The 15,053-nt window shown below is 41.9% G+C and carries 15 protein-coding genes; 7 read left to right on the plus strand and 8 right to left on the minus strand.

Annotated elements, in window-relative coordinates:
- Nucleotides 1–20: 20 nt before the first annotated feature.
- The 6 genes from E2P86_RS06295 to E2P86_RS06320 all read left to right on the plus strand — a co-directional run bounded on the left by E2P86_RS06295 (nucleotide 21) and on the right by E2P86_RS06320 (nucleotide 4,555).
- Nucleotides 21–536, plus strand: coding sequence for a DinB family protein (locus E2P86_RS06295; protein WP_134431614.1), 516 nt, complete (start codon nucleotides 21–23; stop codon nucleotides 534–536).
- A 58-nt stretch (nucleotides 537–594) separates the two neighbouring features.
- Nucleotides 595–1,173, plus strand: coding sequence for a Crp/Fnr family transcriptional regulator (locus E2P86_RS06300; protein ID WP_134431617.1), 579 nt, complete (start codon nucleotides 595–597; stop codon nucleotides 1,171–1,173).
- 74 nt (nucleotides 1,174–1,247) lie between these two features.
- Nucleotides 1,248–2,315 carry an SDR family oxidoreductase gene (locus tag E2P86_RS06305; RefSeq protein WP_134431620.1) on the plus strand — a complete coding sequence of 356 codons (1,068 nt, stop codon included), beginning with the start codon at nucleotides 1,248–1,250 and terminating at the stop codon, nucleotides 2,313–2,315.
- A 121-nt stretch (nucleotides 2,316–2,436) separates the two neighbouring features.
- Nucleotides 2,437–2,784: a cupin domain-containing protein gene (locus E2P86_RS06310; protein ID WP_085472599.1), complete on the plus strand. Its 348-nt coding sequence runs from the start codon at nucleotides 2,437–2,439 to the stop codon at nucleotides 2,782–2,784.
- Between the two features lie 75 nt (nucleotides 2,785–2,859).
- Entirely contained in the window at nucleotides 2,860–3,558 is a 699-nt protein-coding gene (locus E2P86_RS06315) for a hypothetical protein (protein WP_085472600.1), read from the plus strand.
- Nucleotides 3,559–3,571: 13 nt separating this feature from the next.
- Complete coding sequence (locus E2P86_RS06320; RefSeq protein WP_085472601.1) at nucleotides 3,572–4,555, plus strand: lipoate--protein ligase; 984 nt, start codon at nucleotides 3,572–3,574, stop codon at nucleotides 4,553–4,555.
- On the opposite strand, the gene E2P86_RS06325 is transcribed toward E2P86_RS06320, so the two are convergent.
- The 4 genes from E2P86_RS06325 to dinB all read right to left on the minus strand — a co-directional run bounded on the left by E2P86_RS06325 (nucleotide 4,548) and on the right by dinB (nucleotide 10,305).
- Nucleotides 4,548–5,048: a GNAT family N-acetyltransferase gene (locus tag E2P86_RS06325; protein ID WP_134431623.1), complete on the minus strand. Its 501-nt coding sequence runs from the start codon at nucleotides 5,046–5,048 to the stop codon at nucleotides 4,548–4,550. The genes E2P86_RS06320 and E2P86_RS06325 overlap by 8 nt on opposite strands.
- Before the next feature lie 8 nt (nucleotides 5,049–5,056).
- On the minus strand, nucleotides 5,057–5,953 hold the full coding sequence (locus tag E2P86_RS06330) for a 3-hydroxyacyl-CoA dehydrogenase (RefSeq protein ID WP_134431626.1): 897 nt from the start codon (nucleotides 5,951–5,953) through the stop codon (nucleotides 5,057–5,059).
- A 129-nt stretch (nucleotides 5,954–6,082) separates the two neighbouring features.
- Nucleotides 6,083–9,142: a DNA polymerase III subunit alpha gene (locus tag E2P86_RS06335; protein WP_134431629.1), complete on the minus strand. Its 3,060-nt coding sequence runs from the start codon at nucleotides 9,140–9,142 to the stop codon at nucleotides 6,083–6,085.
- A gap of 5 nt (nucleotides 9,143–9,147) precedes the next feature.
- Nucleotides 9,148–10,305 (minus strand): DNA polymerase IV, encoded by a 1,158-nt coding sequence (dinB, locus tag E2P86_RS06340; protein ID WP_134431632.1) that lies wholly within the window; start codon nucleotides 10,303–10,305, stop codon nucleotides 9,148–9,150.
- 82 nt (nucleotides 10,306–10,387) lie between these two features.
- Here dinB and E2P86_RS06345 point away from each other — a divergent pair, with 82 nt between their 5' ends.
- Nucleotides 10,388–10,642, plus strand: a complete 255-nt coding sequence (locus E2P86_RS06345) for a helix-turn-helix transcriptional regulator (RefSeq protein WP_085472606.1) — start codon at nucleotides 10,388–10,390, stop codon at nucleotides 10,640–10,642.
- Here the strand turns inward: E2P86_RS06345 and E2P86_RS06350 are convergent.
- From E2P86_RS06350 to E2P86_RS06365, 4 genes are all read right to left on the minus strand, one after another.
- On the minus strand, nucleotides 10,608–11,861 hold the full coding sequence (locus E2P86_RS06350; protein WP_134431635.1) for a hypothetical protein: 1,254 nt from the start codon (nucleotides 11,859–11,861) through the stop codon (nucleotides 10,608–10,610). The two genes, E2P86_RS06345 and E2P86_RS06350, sit on opposite strands and share 35 nt — an antisense overlap.
- Nucleotides 11,862–11,967: 106 nt before the next feature.
- Nucleotides 11,968–13,170 carry an MFS transporter gene (locus E2P86_RS06355; RefSeq protein WP_085472608.1) on the minus strand — a complete coding sequence of 401 codons (1,203 nt, stop codon included), beginning with the start codon at nucleotides 13,168–13,170 and terminating at the stop codon, nucleotides 11,968–11,970.
- Between the two features lie 81 nt (nucleotides 13,171–13,251).
- On the minus strand, nucleotides 13,252–14,178 hold the full coding sequence (locus E2P86_RS06360; RefSeq protein WP_085472609.1) for a helix-turn-helix domain-containing protein: 927 nt from the start codon (nucleotides 14,176–14,178) through the stop codon (nucleotides 13,252–13,254).
- 6 nt (nucleotides 14,179–14,184) lie between these two features.
- Nucleotides 14,185–14,889: an NUDIX hydrolase gene (locus E2P86_RS06365; protein ID WP_085472610.1), complete on the minus strand. Its 705-nt coding sequence runs from the start codon at nucleotides 14,887–14,889 to the stop codon at nucleotides 14,185–14,187.
- Between the last annotated feature and the right edge of the window lie 164 nt (nucleotides 14,890–15,053).

The following is a 15,053-nucleotide window of genomic DNA, read 5'->3' on the forward strand; positions in this document are numbered from 1 at the left end:
ATAACTTAAATACTATCCTTATGAACTTAAAGAAACTTACACTGAGCAGTTTGGAACATAATCTTTGGGTAAACCAAAAATATGTGGAGTGGTTAAATACCAAATCGGAAATCCTTCTGCATACTGAGGTGAAATCCAGTTATAGCAGTATCTTAAAGACGGTACATCATATCTGTTGTTCACAAGAATACTGGCGCTCGATTGTGGGTCAGCAGTTTGCGTTAGATATTGAACATTTACCAGATATGCCTGGAAGACTGGAGCTATTTGAAGAGCTGATCGTGAGTTCACAAAAATTGGTCGATCTGGTTTCGGAGAGCGACGAGTCTCTATTATCAGAAAAGATCGCTGTCGATAGTGCATGGTTTTCTTGTAATTTATCTCGTTATGAATACATTCAGCAAATTGTACTGCACGCCGCGTACCACCGCGGCCAGATTGTAACAATGGGCCGGCATCTTGGTATGGAGGATGCGCCAATGACGGATTATAATTTCTGGAATATCTATAAGGATCGCTTTCGTCATGTGGGGTAGCATACATGCTGAAATCATGAAAGTTTTGTAGATTCGTGATAAATCAAACGAAAGAGAAATGCTTTTTGAATCTTTATTTCAAAATATAGAAGAAAAAGTAACGATAACGGAGTCGGATAAAACGCTTTTACGAAGTTTTTTTCGAGTAAAGAAACTTCGTAAGCGGCAATATCTTCTCCAGGAAGGGGAGTTGTGCAAGGATATTGCTTTTGTGGTGCGGGGTGCGCTGAAGTCATATACACTGGATGATAAAGGCAATGAACATGTCAGTTTGTTTGGGCTAGAGGGGTGGTGGATTTCTGATTTTCGGAGTTTCATCTGCGGAGAGACCGCGTTGCTAAATATCGACGCGATTGAGGAAACGTATGTTCTATTGTTATCCCGTGCTCATTATGATACTATGCTTGATCAGATGCCTCTGATGGAACGTTATTTTAGAATATTGTATCAAAATAGTTTAGTCACAAAAGACCGGCGATTGATTAGTTCGCACACCTACACGGCAGAAGAAAAGTATCAAGAGTTGTTACGACAGTACCCGTTTATTATTCAACGGATTCCGCAGCATTTAATTGCTTCTTATCTGGGTCTGACGACTGAAACGATCAGCCGGATAAAGAAAAAACAGTTGATCTAAGTCAACATTATTTCTTGTTTTGGGTCAATTTATACCTGCTTGGCAGGTTTTACTTTTGATACCAAAAGAAATAGATGAAAAATAGCGCATTAGTCGTCGGTTCTACTGGAATTGCCGGCAGTAATTTGGCCAAAGAGCTAGTTGCCCAAGGTTGGGAGACGTATGGCTTGTCAAGAAATCCAAGTAAACCCTTAAAGGGAGTCCATCAGCTAAGGGGAGATCTCTTAGATCCCGGCAGCTTAAAGGAAGCTTTGTCTGGTATTAATCCTACCCATGTTTTTTTTACCACCTGGATGCGTCAGGAAAATGAGACTGAAAATATACGGGTGAACAGCACCTTGGTGCGGAATATGTTGGATGTACTTTCTCTAAAAAGAAGTGTGGCACATGTAGCTTTGGTGACCGGATTAAAGCATTACTTAGGCCCTTTTGAATCGTATGCTAAAACGGGGAACCTGCCGGGAACGCCCGTGCGAGAAGATCAGGGAAGGCTTACATTTCCTAACTTTTATTATGCACAAGAAGATGTTGTTTTTGAGGCTGCTGCACGCGATGGGTTCACGTGGAGTGTGCACCGTCCACATACCATTATTGGTGAAGCAGTGGGCAACTTGATGAATATGGGGACGACGCTAGCGGTATATGCTACCTGGTGTAAAGAAAGGGGATTGCCTATGGTATGGCCGGGGTCGCGGGAGCAGTGGTCTGGTTTATCCGATGTGACCGATGCACGAATCTTGGCTAAGCAATTGGTCTGGGCAGCGACGACCCCTGCTGCACAGAATCAAGCCTTTAATGTGGCCAATGGCGATGTTTTTCGATGGAATCGTTTATGGTTTGATATTGCGGACTGGTTTGGAATTGCCGCTGAAGGTTTTGTGGAAACTATTAGACCATTAGAAAGTACAATGACAGGAATAGCAGAAGATTGGACGAAGATCGTGAAGACGCATGGTTTGAAAGAAAGTCATTTAGAACGTTTGATTTCGCCATGGCATACTGATCTGGACTTGGGGAGACCTCTGGAGGTGGTAACGGATATGACAAAAAGTAGAAAATTAGGCTTTACCGCGTACCAGGATACACGGGATTCTTTTTTCGATCTTTTTAAGTCTTTACGCACAGGACAGATTATTCCCTAGAAGGCTGGATGCGATTGACGTCTATGCGATTGTCTAGACGTCAATCTCCCTCAGAAGGAATAGGTTTCTTTGCATAAACCATCAGCTTTTCCTACCTTGACCCTAAATCAAAAAGTGGGTTATGCAAACAGCGTCTTTATTGGAGGATATCGTTTATGGCGAGGATCGCCCTGCGATAAAAGTTATGTTAGACACTACCGCTACAAAAGAGATTCGAATCGTTTTTCGTGCCGGACAGGAAATGAAGCAACATAGTGCACCTTTTCCGATTGTGGTGGAAGTGGTGGATGGAGAAATCGATTTTGGTGTTGATGGAAAGCGGATTGCCCTGAATCGCGGAATGTTAATAACGTTAGAAGGTCATGTCCCACATGATCTACTTGCCAAGAAGGACAGTATTGTACGACTATCCCTAAATAAGGCTGATGCTGTAGGTAGGGTGGAAGAGGTCGTCCGTAGACGAAAGTAGGGTTAAACGCTCAAAAACATTATTTGCCGTTAAACCAACGTGTCTCTTTTTAATCCAACAGATAAACCCATTTTTATGATCGCAGCTTTTAATTTTTTGAATGACCTCAAGAGTACATCGTATCGCATATTCGGACGAATTGCTTTTTTCCTTTTTGTATTTCTATTCTCTGGTTTATCTGTATTTGGACAACGTAGTGAAATCGATGTTGATATTTTTGGCAACTTGAATTATAAGTCTCGTGATGGCAAGTACACCGCCACCTTGGAGAAGAATATCTTTGATGACCTAATCTATAAGGACAGCCGTAGAAACCAGATTACTTTTGAAAAAAAATACTTAGATAAAGAATATCGTGGTATTATCGGAAACAAAGAACAGCAGCGTAAGCTATTCCTTAATCTAGTGCGGGAGAATAGACGCGATGAAAACTATAAAGCGTCGTATAAGATTGATATTTTCGATAAGCTTATAATTGAAGATAATAGAGGTTATAAGTTAGAGGAGGGCAAGGATATTTTTGGGCATAATAATATTGAAGAGCAGCGTAATGGCGTAAAAAGCTCACTTAAACGCAATATTCATGGATATCTAGAATTTCAAGAGGGTCGAGACAATGCTTCTTTGAAAAAAGATATCTTTGACAAATGGACCTATGAGGATAGTTTCGGGAATAAGGTGCAACTAGCACCGAAGACCTGGGATCGAATGATACGTCGTTTTCGTACTGACGAGGCAATCTTACAGTTTTTTGTGGATCAATTTTTCTTCTAACCTGGTATAAGTTATGTTTATTATAGACTCTCCTTCGAACAACGCATATTTTAATATTGCTTCTGAAGAGTATTTGTTATACAAATATCCTGAGGAAGACATCTTCTTGCTCTACGTGAATGCGCCGTCTATCATTGTCGGTAAATTTCAAAATACATTGGCAGAGATCAATCTGGATTACGTTACTAACAATGCGATAAAGGTTGTGCGTCGTATGTCTGGAGGGGGGACTGTATATCACGATTTGGGAAATTTGAATTTCTCTTTTCACACATTATTGGGAACCAATGATTTTATGGATTTTTCGACCTTTACCCAGCCGGTTGTCAATTTGCTTACTGGATTAGGTGTACCCGCAAAGTTGGAAGGAAGGAACGATTTATTGGTCGATGGTAAGAAATTCAGTGGTAATGCGAAGTTGATGAAGAATGGTAAAATGATTCAACATGGAACTATTCTGCTAAATTCGGAGATGGAGGTTTTAGGCGAGGCTTTGCAGGTAAACCCGCTTAAATTTATTGACAAAGCTGTAAAGTCTAATCGGGCGCGGGTAACCAATCTGATTCATTACCTGCCGGCAGATACGAGTACCGAAAAACTAAAAGAGCTACTGATCGCTGAGATGATCAAAGAAAATCCCGGGGCTATTCAATATGAATTAACGGTCGACGATATACATGCGATCGAAACATTAGTGAAAGAGAAGTATAATACTTGGGATTGGAATTTCGGTTTTTCACCCAATTATAACTTTAAGAAAGCGATAAAAGTACCTGCTGGATTTATTGAATTACACATGGATGTCGATAAAGGATATATTCAGCAGGTTAAGATCTTTGGTGATTTCTTCGCTTCCAAACCTATTGAAGAGCTGGAGAAAAAGCTTATTGGGCAAAAACATAGCTTGGATCAAATTGAATCCGTCTTGAATGCGGTAGATCTGACAGCCTTCTTTGGAAAGGTTACCGTGGAAGAAATCTTGGTGTTGTTTAGCTAGATTTCTCTACCGCATACAGCACCCAGTGTTGTCCATCTTCTTCAAAATCTTCAACATAATGCATGTTTAGCTTGCTAAATACGCCTATAGAGGCTGAATTCTCTATTCGTGCCCGGCCGACAATACGCTTGATACCTAAGGTGTTTTGACCGTAGTCCATGGAGGCTATCGCACTTTCTGTCGCATAACCTTTGCCCCAATGTTTTTTAAAAAATCGGTAACCAATATCATATTCATCCTCTTCAGGATGATATTTGAGTCCACACCAACCGAGTATTTCCTGGTCTTCTTTGCGAATGACCAAGAGACGGCCGACCGCATATTTCTCGTATTGATCGTAGTTCGTGAGAAACACTCGGGTAGCTTCCACATCTGCAAATTGTATATCTCCGGTGTATTGTAATACTTCGGGATCTTCATTTAAAGCGTACATATTCTCCGCATCTTCGGGAAGGAAGGGGCGGAGAATCAAACGTTCTGTTTCTAATATCATGCAGCAATTTACGTTAAAAAATCTGGATCGGTAAAGGCTGGGTTTGGATATGTGTAGAAACCTTCGCCTGTGGCGACTCCTAATTTATTTTTATCGATGAAATTTTCCTTTAAAAAGGCTACTGTTTTGACTTTTAATGGGTCACCAGTGGCATCCGCTTCCATCTTATTGATGTTGTAGGCGGTAGTAATACCAACAACGTCGAGAATTGCAAAGGGGCCTACAGGAGCACCGGTGGCGACCATCCATGTTTTATCTATTGTTTGCACATCAGCGACATTGTTGACCAATAAATCCGTTGCCGCACCGAGTAAAGGAACAAGTAACGAGTTGACAATATATCCGGGTTGTTCTTTGTGAAGAGGCAAAGCAATCATACCAATGTTTTTGGCAAATTCAACTACTTGATCGAATACCTGTTTGTCTGTGCCAGGGTGTCCCATAATTTCTGCCGTATTATGTTTCCATATTTCATTAGCGAAATGCAGGGCAAGGAATTTTTCCGGACGTCCTGTTTCGGCCGCAAATTGACTAGGTAAGAGGGTAGAAGAGTTGGTCGCAAAGCGTGTCTTTTCTGGAGCAACGGCACGTGCTTTTTTATAGAAATCAATTTTTATCTGTGGATTTTCTGGAACAGCTTCGATAAGTAAATCTGCCTCTTTTAGGGCGACAGCAAGATCGGATGTGTATTGCAGATTACTTTTTGCGGCGGCCAGCGCCGTATCTGTCGCTTGAAGATCCTTTTTATAGGCTTGAGCCAAGTTGTCGAATTTGGCTTTCGCTTTTTCTAGTACTTCATCATTAATGTCATATACCGTGACATTGAATCCATGAAAGGCCGTTTGAAATGCGATTTGATAACCAAGTACGCCACTGCCGGCCACTGTTACATTTTTAATTTCCATTATTGAACGTTTAAGTGTTTTTATATAGAAGTAATAACAAATGTTTATTGGTAGTGTTTGGAGTAGAAACAAGTTTTCATTGTAGACACGTGGCCTTTTCAGTCGTGGTTTGACAGGCCTTCAGCGCTTCTATGTTTGGTGCATGGCTTGCCGAGGAAGGCCAATTTCATGTGCTTGTGGATAAGGGGCACGATGGGTCATGCTGACATCCTCTTTGATCTGCTGGTGTACCCGGTATTGATGATTCTTTTCATGGTTATATCGTGGGTCCGGGATAAAAGGCATCTTGGCCATCTTATGGATGGTAATGGTCGGAAAATGACAATCTACTTCGACCGTTCCGAGGAGGAGATAACAACCGCCACCTTGAAAAGGGTAAGCCTGGAGGCTATCTGGGAAATGTGCGGTATCAAAATAGTCGCCATGAACATCTATCCAAGTGCCGAAATACATGGTTCCCAGTTTGGTCGGGACATGTTTACGTGCAATAAGGTAGGCCAACATCTTTACTTGTTTTTTATGATGTTTGAGTAGGTCTTGCACCAGAACCTCACCGCGATATTTTGTTTGCAGCAAGTCGAATGGAGAACAAGATACTGGAAAGCCGAGCAGCTCTATTTCATCGAAAGCATCTTCATGAGGGAGGCGTTCGAGCTCGGGGAGTTTGTATTCTTTCGCGGGTTCTTGCAGAAGCATCAGCGCACGGTTTTCAGGTTTGAAGTTAACCAGCAACATGCGAGCGGTAACGAGCAGTTCGTTTTTGTTTTTTCCCGTGAAACGGAACGCTCCGATGTAGATTAAAATTTGTACGGCCTCTATACCGATGGGGATACGGCGGATAAAATCTTCTAAGGAACGGTATGCTCCATGTTGCTTACGTTCATGCTCAATAAGGAACGCCGTCTTTTTGGGAAGACTTTGGATGTGCATAAAACCGAGGTATACGGTTTTGCCATAGAGGGTGGTTTCGTATATACTCTTATTGGCACATGGAGGAAAGACCTCAGCGCCTGATTTTTTTGTTTCGTGCACGTAAACTTCGGTGCGGTAAAATCCTCCCATATTATTGATCACAGCCACCATAAACTCCAAAGGATAATATACCTTGAGAAATAAGCTTTGGTAGCTCTCTACCGCATAGGAGGCCGAGTGTGCTTTACAAAAAGAATAACCGGCAAAAGATTCAATTTGACGGTACACCTCGGCGCTAAGGTTCTCATCGTGACCTAGTTTTCGACAAGAGGCGAAGAAGTTGTCTTTCACCTGTTGCAGCGCGGAAAGAGATCGTCCCTTACCACTCATCGCGCGCCGTAGAATATCACCATCCGCTGCCGCTAAACCACCGAAGTGGAGCGCAATCTTAATCACATCCTCTTGGTAAACCATAATACCATATGTCTCGTGTAATTGCTCCCTGAAGACATCATGGAAATAGGTGAATCCTGTCGGATTATTGTGCCGAAAAATATATTCTTTCATCATGCCGCTCTGCGCAACGCCCGGCCGAATAATAGAGGAGGCTGCGACTAATATCTTATAGTTATCGCATTGGAGCCGACGTAACAACCCCCGCATAGCTGGACTTTCAATATAAAAGCAGCCGATGGTATGGCCTCTGCGGAGAAAGTCATTGCACAATGCCTCATCTTTGGAGAGAGACGTATTGCGGATGTCTACTGTGATGCCTCTGTTCTGCTGAATTAATTGAACAGCATCATTAATATGACCGATTCCCCTTTGCGAAAGAATATCAAATTTATGCAACTCGATTTCTTCGGCAATATGCATGTCAAATTGTACGATAGGAAAACCCTTGGGAGGCATCTCCAGTACAGAATAATGTGTAATGGGTTCTTCGGAGATTAATATACCGCAGGCGTGCATGCTGCGTTGATTCGGGAATTTTTCCAACATTTTACCATAACGATGTATTGTTGCAACAATCGAATTGCTGTCGTGCTGCTCGATGGGCATGGTGGCCAGGCTATCGAGCTCGGTTTTGGGCAAACCGAATACTTTACCCAGTTCACGGAAAATCGATCGGTATTTAAAAGTAACGTTGGTGCCACAAAAAGCAACGTGATCTCGTCCATATTTATTGAATATATAGTGTAAGATAGTATCTCGGTCTTGCCAGCTCCAGTCGATATCAAAGTCGGGAGGCGTCTTGCGGTTTAAGTTCAGGAAACGCTCGAAATAAAGATCCAGCTCCAACGGACAGATATCGGTAATGCCCAAACAATAAGCAATAATGCTGTTGGCGCCGCTGCCGCGCCCGATATGCATAAAACCCATGCTGTTGCTGTACTGTACAATATCCCAGGTGATCAGGAAGTACGCACTAAAACTGAGCTGGTGAACGACTTTTAATTCTCGCTCCACCCGATCCATGGCTTCTCGATGTTCTGGAGGATACCGTTTTGCCAGTCCTCTGTAAGCTAAGGTCGTCAGGAGTTTTAAATCTTCGTCCCGGCTATGGGTGAAATGCTTTTTATTCTTTGGCGCATGAAAATCAAACGTAAAATTACAGCTATCCACAACCTGTTTGGTATTGGTAATCAATTGCGGATAATGGCGGTAATAAGAAAGAAGCGTGTGGGGTGGGACCATGGAATCTGTTTCCCGACAAGTGTCTTGCGAAGTGAGCTTGGAAAGAATAACGTTGAGATCCACGGCACGCAGGATGCGGTGCAGATTGTACGTTTCTTTACTGTCGAAGACAACCGGTTGGAGGATGACCATCTTATTGATTCGGTGTCGCCATCGAAGTTGGATAAGCTGCGTAAGCTCGTCTGGACGCACGCCGATATACGCATCCGGGGGTAAGCTGTCGGGGGCATTATCCAACGGGTAGATCGTAATCACTTCTGTAAAAGGTGGTGCTTGAACGGGGATCGGTGTTCCCGCTATATTATGCGCCGTTAATAGGTTGCACATTTCCCCAATACCGGTAGACGTTTTTGCCAGGGCAATGTATAACAATTTATTGCCCTCGCGAAACTCCATCCCCACCAAAGGCTTGATCTGTTCTTTCTCGCAGGCACGAATAAAATCATAGATTCCTGCAACGGTATTTATGTCGGTCAATGCCAGGGCTGTAACGCCACAGGCTTTAGCCTGTTTTACAAGCGTCTTGATAGACATTGTGCCGTAGCGCAAGCTGTGGTAAGAATGACAATTGAGGTACATAGCTATTACTTTTTTTTAGGCGGTACATATACACTTGATGCACGATAAACCTTATTGTGGCCAAATCGATGTTTGATATGATCCATCGCCTGATATAGTGCGAGCATCTCTTCCGTGTCTTCAAACAGATTGATTTGCAAGCTTCCCCGCACCAGTCCCGTAAAACGTATCCCGATCAACCGAATTCGCATCCGTCGATTATACAGTTTATCAAACAACTCATGCACGCAGCGGTTTAAGGTATGATCGGCCGATGTATAGGTGATTTGTGCTTGTTTGGTCTCCGTATCAAAGTTTGCATAACGTAATTTAACGACGACAGTTGAGGTAAGCCATTGTTCCGTACGCAATTGAAACGCTAGTTTCTCTACCATCCCTGTAATTAGCGTGCGAAGCATCGCTATATCGATTGTATCACGATCAAATGTATGTTCTGTAGAGATTGATTTTCGCTCCGTATAAGGTTCGACTGGTGTATGATCAATACCGTTTGCTTTTTTCCAAAGATCAATGCCGTTTTTACCGATTATCTGCTGAAGTACTTCGGCAGGCATTTCGGATAAGGTATGTATGGTACGTATACCGATGCGTGATAACAGTTGGAAGGTTTTATCGCCTACCATCGGTATTTTTTTTATGGATAGTGGGGCTAAAAAAGGTTTGATCTCATGTTGTCGAATTTCTCTTTTGCCGCTGGGTTTGACTTCTCCTGTGCCAATTTTGGCAACTGTTTTGTTGACCGATAAAGCAAAACTTACGGGAAGTCCGGTGTGTTTCGTAACATTCTGCATCAACTCCTGTGTCCATTGATAGGAACCAAAAAAACGATCCATACCCGATATGTCAAGATAATGTTCATCGACACTGGCTTTCTCTACTACTGGCGCTTTCTCTTGAATAATTTCTGTAACGGTATGAGATAAGCGGGAATAGAGCTCCATATCTCCTTTGATGACTTTGGCTTGTGGACATAGGCGTAGGGCCATTTTGATGGGCATGGCCGACCGGACGCCATAATACCGAGCTTCGTAGGAGCAGGAGGCGACAACGCCCCGATCGCCTCCACCGATAATGACTGGAATTTTATCCAACTCGCTGTTTCTTAATCGTTCACAGGATACAAAAAAGGTATCCAGATCCATGTGTACTATCGTGCGCTCCATACATCCTCTGTTTGTAAAAATCTAAACAAAATTACATGTAATACTAAAAATATTAGTATAATTGTTGTTCAAAATTAGAACAATGTTGTACCACTTGGCTGAAAATATAAAGTACCTGCGTGCGCAAGTTGGACGATCTCAACAGGAGCTGGCAAATGATTTAGGAATTACCCGAACGCGTTATTCCAAATACGAATATGGCATGGCAGAGCCTCCTGTAGAATTACTGGTGAAAATTGCGATGTATTATAAACTCCGTATTGACGATCTGATATTGGTCGATTTACAACGAGCAAGACCTGTTATCGGTTGTACGGATATTCCTGTATCCAACTAAAACTTCGTTTGTTCAGTTCAAAATCGGTGGTGTTTTGTTTTATTAGCTTAATCTCTTCTACACCTTTTTCGAGTGTTTTCTTTAAGACGATATCGCCATTATCCGCAACTTGATAATCGAACGTGAAGTTATTTAAGGAAATAGTTTTTGCCGTTGTATCCGGTCGCGTCTCCTCGTAGTGAGCTTTATAGTATCTGTCACGGATAGTCACTTGATTTTCACCTTCAAAAATAAGATATGACCAATCCGAAGGAAGGGTATACAGTTCTGAATTTTTGTCTTCAATGCGATAGATGCCGTAGAGGGGTGACTTTTTGAAGTAATGGTCCATCAGCTTTTGTCGGGAGAATAAACCCATAACCTGCGTAATTACAACGAAAGCAATAAAACCGATTTTAAGCCAAGGAGCTCCTTTCTTGAGCCATTTTTTTTGAAACACGGGGCGTGCTAATAGCTGGAGCTGAGCGGGCTCGCCTTTAAAAAAGAAATTGTTTAGTGGGCGGAGGTAAGGCAATAGCAAAAATATCGATAGGAAAAGCAAGGCTGTAGATAGTTGTTTTACAGGAACATCAAAAAAATAATTGATACTCATGATATTGATGCTTGTCGCGATGGTGACTAATGCACCTAGGACGAGTGTTCTTCTAAAAAGTAAGAAAGCTGCCGAAATTTCCACGAGACCCACGAAGATATTGTAACCTTTAGAAAACCCCATAAATGTCCAGGCTAATCCCATAGGAGAGAATTCGTTTAGCGGTTGCATCAGTCTGCTCAACCCGGGAGCAGGCATTTGGCTATGTGTCAATTTAATGGCGCCATAGTTGATCAGCATTAAAGCGATATAGTAGCGTATAAATAGCGTGAGCCAATAATACCCGATATCATAATTTTTCCGTTTACGATCAAGTAAAGACCAAATAGCGCTGCCAAGTAGCGCGAGAAGAAAAAGAACCAATAGTACTACCCAATCGTAGGAAGTGTCGCCACTGCCGTTGGTAAAAATAGCGTAGTCATATTGATAATGTAAAATATGTTTGGCAAACCAAGGCGTAAATTGCTGACTCAACGCTATAAAAGGTTTACTTATGATATTGAACAAGGGAAAAGTACCGTTGTTCTTCAGTAGAATAAACGAGAGAATAAAAATAAAAGAAAAGCGAAATCCAAGCTTTTTTAACGGTGACCAGACAGACGAATTTGCCAAGACAGGAGTATCCATAATTCAGTTATAATTTAACCCCAATTTAATAAGTATTTTATTAAAATTCTCCTATAAAGGAGAAAAAAGTATCATGGCGCATGAAACAGAAATCGCTTTCCAATATTTAGGTTGCCGTATGCTTTCGGTATATCCGCGAAACATAACACATAAGTAACAGTAATAAGGCAGCAATTAACACGTATCGAATTCCTAAATCTGCTGGTGTTTGAATTTTTCCGATTGTAGAAATCAAATAGCTGCTTAATGAAGTGAATACATAGACGAGCCCCCCGATTAAGCCTCCAGCAACACCTGCATGTTCGGGAAATGTAAGCATGCTCTGCGTGAAAAATATGGTGTATAAAAAACCACTACAGATATGTATCAGAAAGGCGAAAGCGATGAAGAGATAGAGGTTTTGAGAAAACATACTCAGTATGGCTATTGTTATGCACAGCACAACTTGTATAGCGGAGGCGTAGAGGATGCGCTTGCTCATATCCAAGGAGCTCATCTTTTTGCTAACAATACCGCCAACCATCCAGGAAAAACCTAAGATTAGTGTGCAGTATCCGATAACAACGGCGCTGGAGTTTAATGCATTTTCGAGAACAAAAGGACCCGCAATATTGAAAACCATGACGACAGAATAACTGAGGCCGAGAATTACAATTCCAAGGATAAAAGACTCGTGCGATAGCATCAGCCTGTAGTTGGCGACCACTTCGCGGAGTTTGATTTTTTTGAACTGAGCAAGCGTCTCTCCGCTAATCAACAAATCAAGCACCAAAACTAATAGTGCATACCCCGCAATGAAGTAGAAATTGGCTTGCCAGTTAAAGTAGTGCTCGAGATAACCACCCAAAAAGGGAGCTAGAATAGGGCCACAAGACCAGACAATGGTAAAATAACTAAGATAATGTTTACGTTGTTCCTGATCGTACATATCCACAAAGAAAGCTCGAGTTGAGATAACGACGAGCGAGATTGCTATTCCCTGTACAATCCGGAAAGCTGTAATCCATTGGATATCGTGTAGTTGTGTTATACCCAAACTCGTAAGGAAAACAATTGCTAAAGCAATTAATCGCGGTTTGTACCGTCCGAAGGCATCCAGCAGGTTCCCGACAAATAACTGCGCGATACCGTAACTTAAAAAATAAACGGTCAGGGTCGCCTGTATTTCATGCTCGGAAACATCGAGCGCTTTGGCCATCGATGGGAAAGAGGGGAGATAGATATCTGTCAGAAAACCAGATAATGGAATAGAAAAGAACGCTAACCGCGTAGCCCATTTGATCCGTGAAGGCGATGCATCTCTTAACATATACGAGTAATTTTTCAACAAACAAAGCTAGGCCAAGTTGTGGAAATAAGAGTTCGTAAGTCAAACAGATTATTGTAAAAATCAAAGAATATCCTGTTTGGGCTGTTGCCGAAATTGTAGCGGCGTCAAACCTGTCAGTTTCTTGAAAAAATGATGAAAATGCGACGGTTGGTCAAACCCGAGCGTATAACCAATAGCAGAAACATCCCAAGCGGTGTAGAGCAAGAGACTTTTCGCTTCCAGGAGCATGCGACTCCGGATTAATGTTGATGTTGTTTTATTTGTTACGGCCTTGACTGAAGCGTTGAGGTGGTTAACGTGAACATGTAGTTGCTCTGCATAGTCCGCGGGAGTTTTTAGCTGTAGGGGATAGGCCGGAGAGTCTAAAGGGAACTGGCGGTTTAATAATTCATCGAAAAGCCGGTATATACGGGTGCTTCCTTTGGTTTCTTCGGGTTTGATGTCGTCCACACGGTGCATCAACACATGGTGAAGCAAGAGATTTACAAAACTACCGATGGCTTCATATTTATGCGGATAGTTCGATTTGGCCATTTCATACATCTGGCTGAAATAACTGCGAACGAGAGAGAGCTCCTCAGGTTCTAAAAAAATCAATGGTTTACTCCATTCTTTAAAAACAGATGTTTTATGCAGCTGATTGAAATGGACATACTCGGTGAGGAACTCTACATTGAATAAGCAAAAAAAACCGTGCTGGTCCAAACTATCACACTCCCAATAATAAGGGACGGATGGTGAAGGGATAAACAAAGCTGGTTTATCAATGTAAATAGCATGGTTACCATAGTGGAACATGCCGGTTCCTTGGATCAAGGATATTTTGTAGAAGTCACAGCGATTAAAAGGAATCTTAAAACTACAATATTTGCGCATATTGATGTTGAAATGCGCTTCACCACAACGAATAGGATTGGTGTCGATCGGGTAAAACGCCGATGGACGCTCCCGATAATAATCATTAATAGTCTGTAACGTTGTGCTCATCCTTAATTATCCCTCAATAGACCAACTAGGCAGGTAACGCAAGAACGACATAATTTTTTCTTTATACAAGTCCATGTTCAATTTGTAGTAAAAAGCACCTTTCTTTGAGTGTTCTTTGTCCTTTTCGTTCAGTTTAATGAGTAGGTCAGAAGACAAAAGTTTTCGATTGAAATTCCGTTTATCTAATTCCGTATCGTAAACAGCCTCATAAAGTGCCGATATCTGTGGAATGGTGAATTTTTCTGGAAGTAGTTCGAATAGAATAGGATATAATGCAGCTTTGGTACGCAAGGCACGTTTCGCCACTGTAATCATATCCAGGTGATCAAAGATAAGCGTCGGATGTTTATTTACCGGAAACCACTTCGCCTCATATTCATCCGTAATAATATGGGTGTACTGTTTGGTATCGATCAATGCAAAATAAGTAAGACTCACGACACGTCCATATTTTTCCCGGTTAGGGTTTCCAAAAACCCCACATTGTTCCATGTAGACATTCTCAAGACCGGTCAATTTGAATAGGACATGAGATGCCGCTTCCTCCGGACTTTCATCCGCTTGCACAAAACCTCCCATTAAACTCCATTTATTGCGCTCCGGTTCCAGCCCCCTTTTAATAAGTAAAATCTGGAGAGATTCTCCATCAAACCCAAAGATAATGCAGTCTACTGCTAGTAAGGTTTTAGGCTCGCTTTTATAGAAATCCATAGTATTATTACGTCCAAAAATTTATGATTGGTTAGTGCTCTGCAAAGTTGCAAAATACAAACTTAACTTTAAAACTTTCCTATATACCTTGTGCTGTTACGGAAAATCACGCCTTATGAATTACGCCATCCGCTAATCAACACAATTATTTTATACAAAAAAAC

It is taken from the genome of Sphingobacterium psychroaquaticum (assembly GCF_004421025.1).
In the GTDB taxonomy this organism is placed as follows: Bacteria; Bacteroidota; Bacteroidia; order Sphingobacteriales; family Sphingobacteriaceae; genus Sphingobacterium; species Sphingobacterium psychroaquaticum.

Coding starts and splice junctions, on each gene's coding strand:
- E2P86_RS06295 (WP_134431614.1), top strand. CDS start 21: ATGAACTTAAAGAAACTTACACTGAGCAGTTTGGAACATAATCTTTGG.
- E2P86_RS06300 (WP_134431617.1), top strand. CDS start 595: ATGCTTTTTGAATCTTTATTTCAAAATATAGAAGAAAAAGTAACGATA.
- E2P86_RS06305 (WP_134431620.1), top strand. CDS start 1,248: ATGAAAAATAGCGCATTAGTCGTCGGTTCTACTGGAATTGCCGGCAGT.
- E2P86_RS06310 (WP_085472599.1), top strand. CDS start 2,437: ATGCAAACAGCGTCTTTATTGGAGGATATCGTTTATGGCGAGGATCGC.
- E2P86_RS06315 (WP_085472600.1), top strand. CDS start 2,860: ATGATCGCAGCTTTTAATTTTTTGAATGACCTCAAGAGTACATCGTAT.
- E2P86_RS06320 (WP_085472601.1), top strand. CDS start 3,572: ATGTTTATTATAGACTCTCCTTCGAACAACGCATATTTTAATATTGCT.
- E2P86_RS06325 (WP_134431623.1), bottom strand. CDS start 5,048: ATGATATTAGAAACAGAACGTTTGATTCTCCGCCCCTTCCTTCCCGAA.
- E2P86_RS06330 (WP_134431626.1), bottom strand. CDS start 5,953: ATGGAAATTAAAAATGTAACAGTGGCCGGCAGTGGCGTACTTGGTTAT.
- E2P86_RS06335 (WP_134431629.1), bottom strand. CDS start 9,142: ATGTACCTCAATTGTCATTCTTACCACAGCTTGCGCTACGGCACAATG.
- dinB (WP_134431632.1), bottom strand. CDS start 10,305: ATGGAGCGCACGATAGTACACATGGATCTGGATACCTTTTTTGTATCC.
- E2P86_RS06345 (WP_085472606.1), top strand. CDS start 10,388: ATGTTGTACCACTTGGCTGAAAATATAAAGTACCTGCGTGCGCAAGTT.
- E2P86_RS06350 (WP_134431635.1), bottom strand. CDS start 11,861: ATGGATACTCCTGTCTTGGCAAATTCGTCTGTCTGGTCACCGTTAAAA.
- E2P86_RS06355 (WP_085472608.1), bottom strand. CDS start 13,170: ATGTTAAGAGATGCATCGCCTTCACGGATCAAATGGGCTACGCGGTTA.
- E2P86_RS06360 (WP_085472609.1), bottom strand. CDS start 14,178: ATGAGCACAACGTTACAGACTATTAATGATTATTATCGGGAGCGTCCA.
- E2P86_RS06365 (WP_085472610.1), bottom strand. CDS start 14,889: ATGGATTTCTATAAAAGCGAGCCTAAAACCTTACTAGCAGTAGACTGC.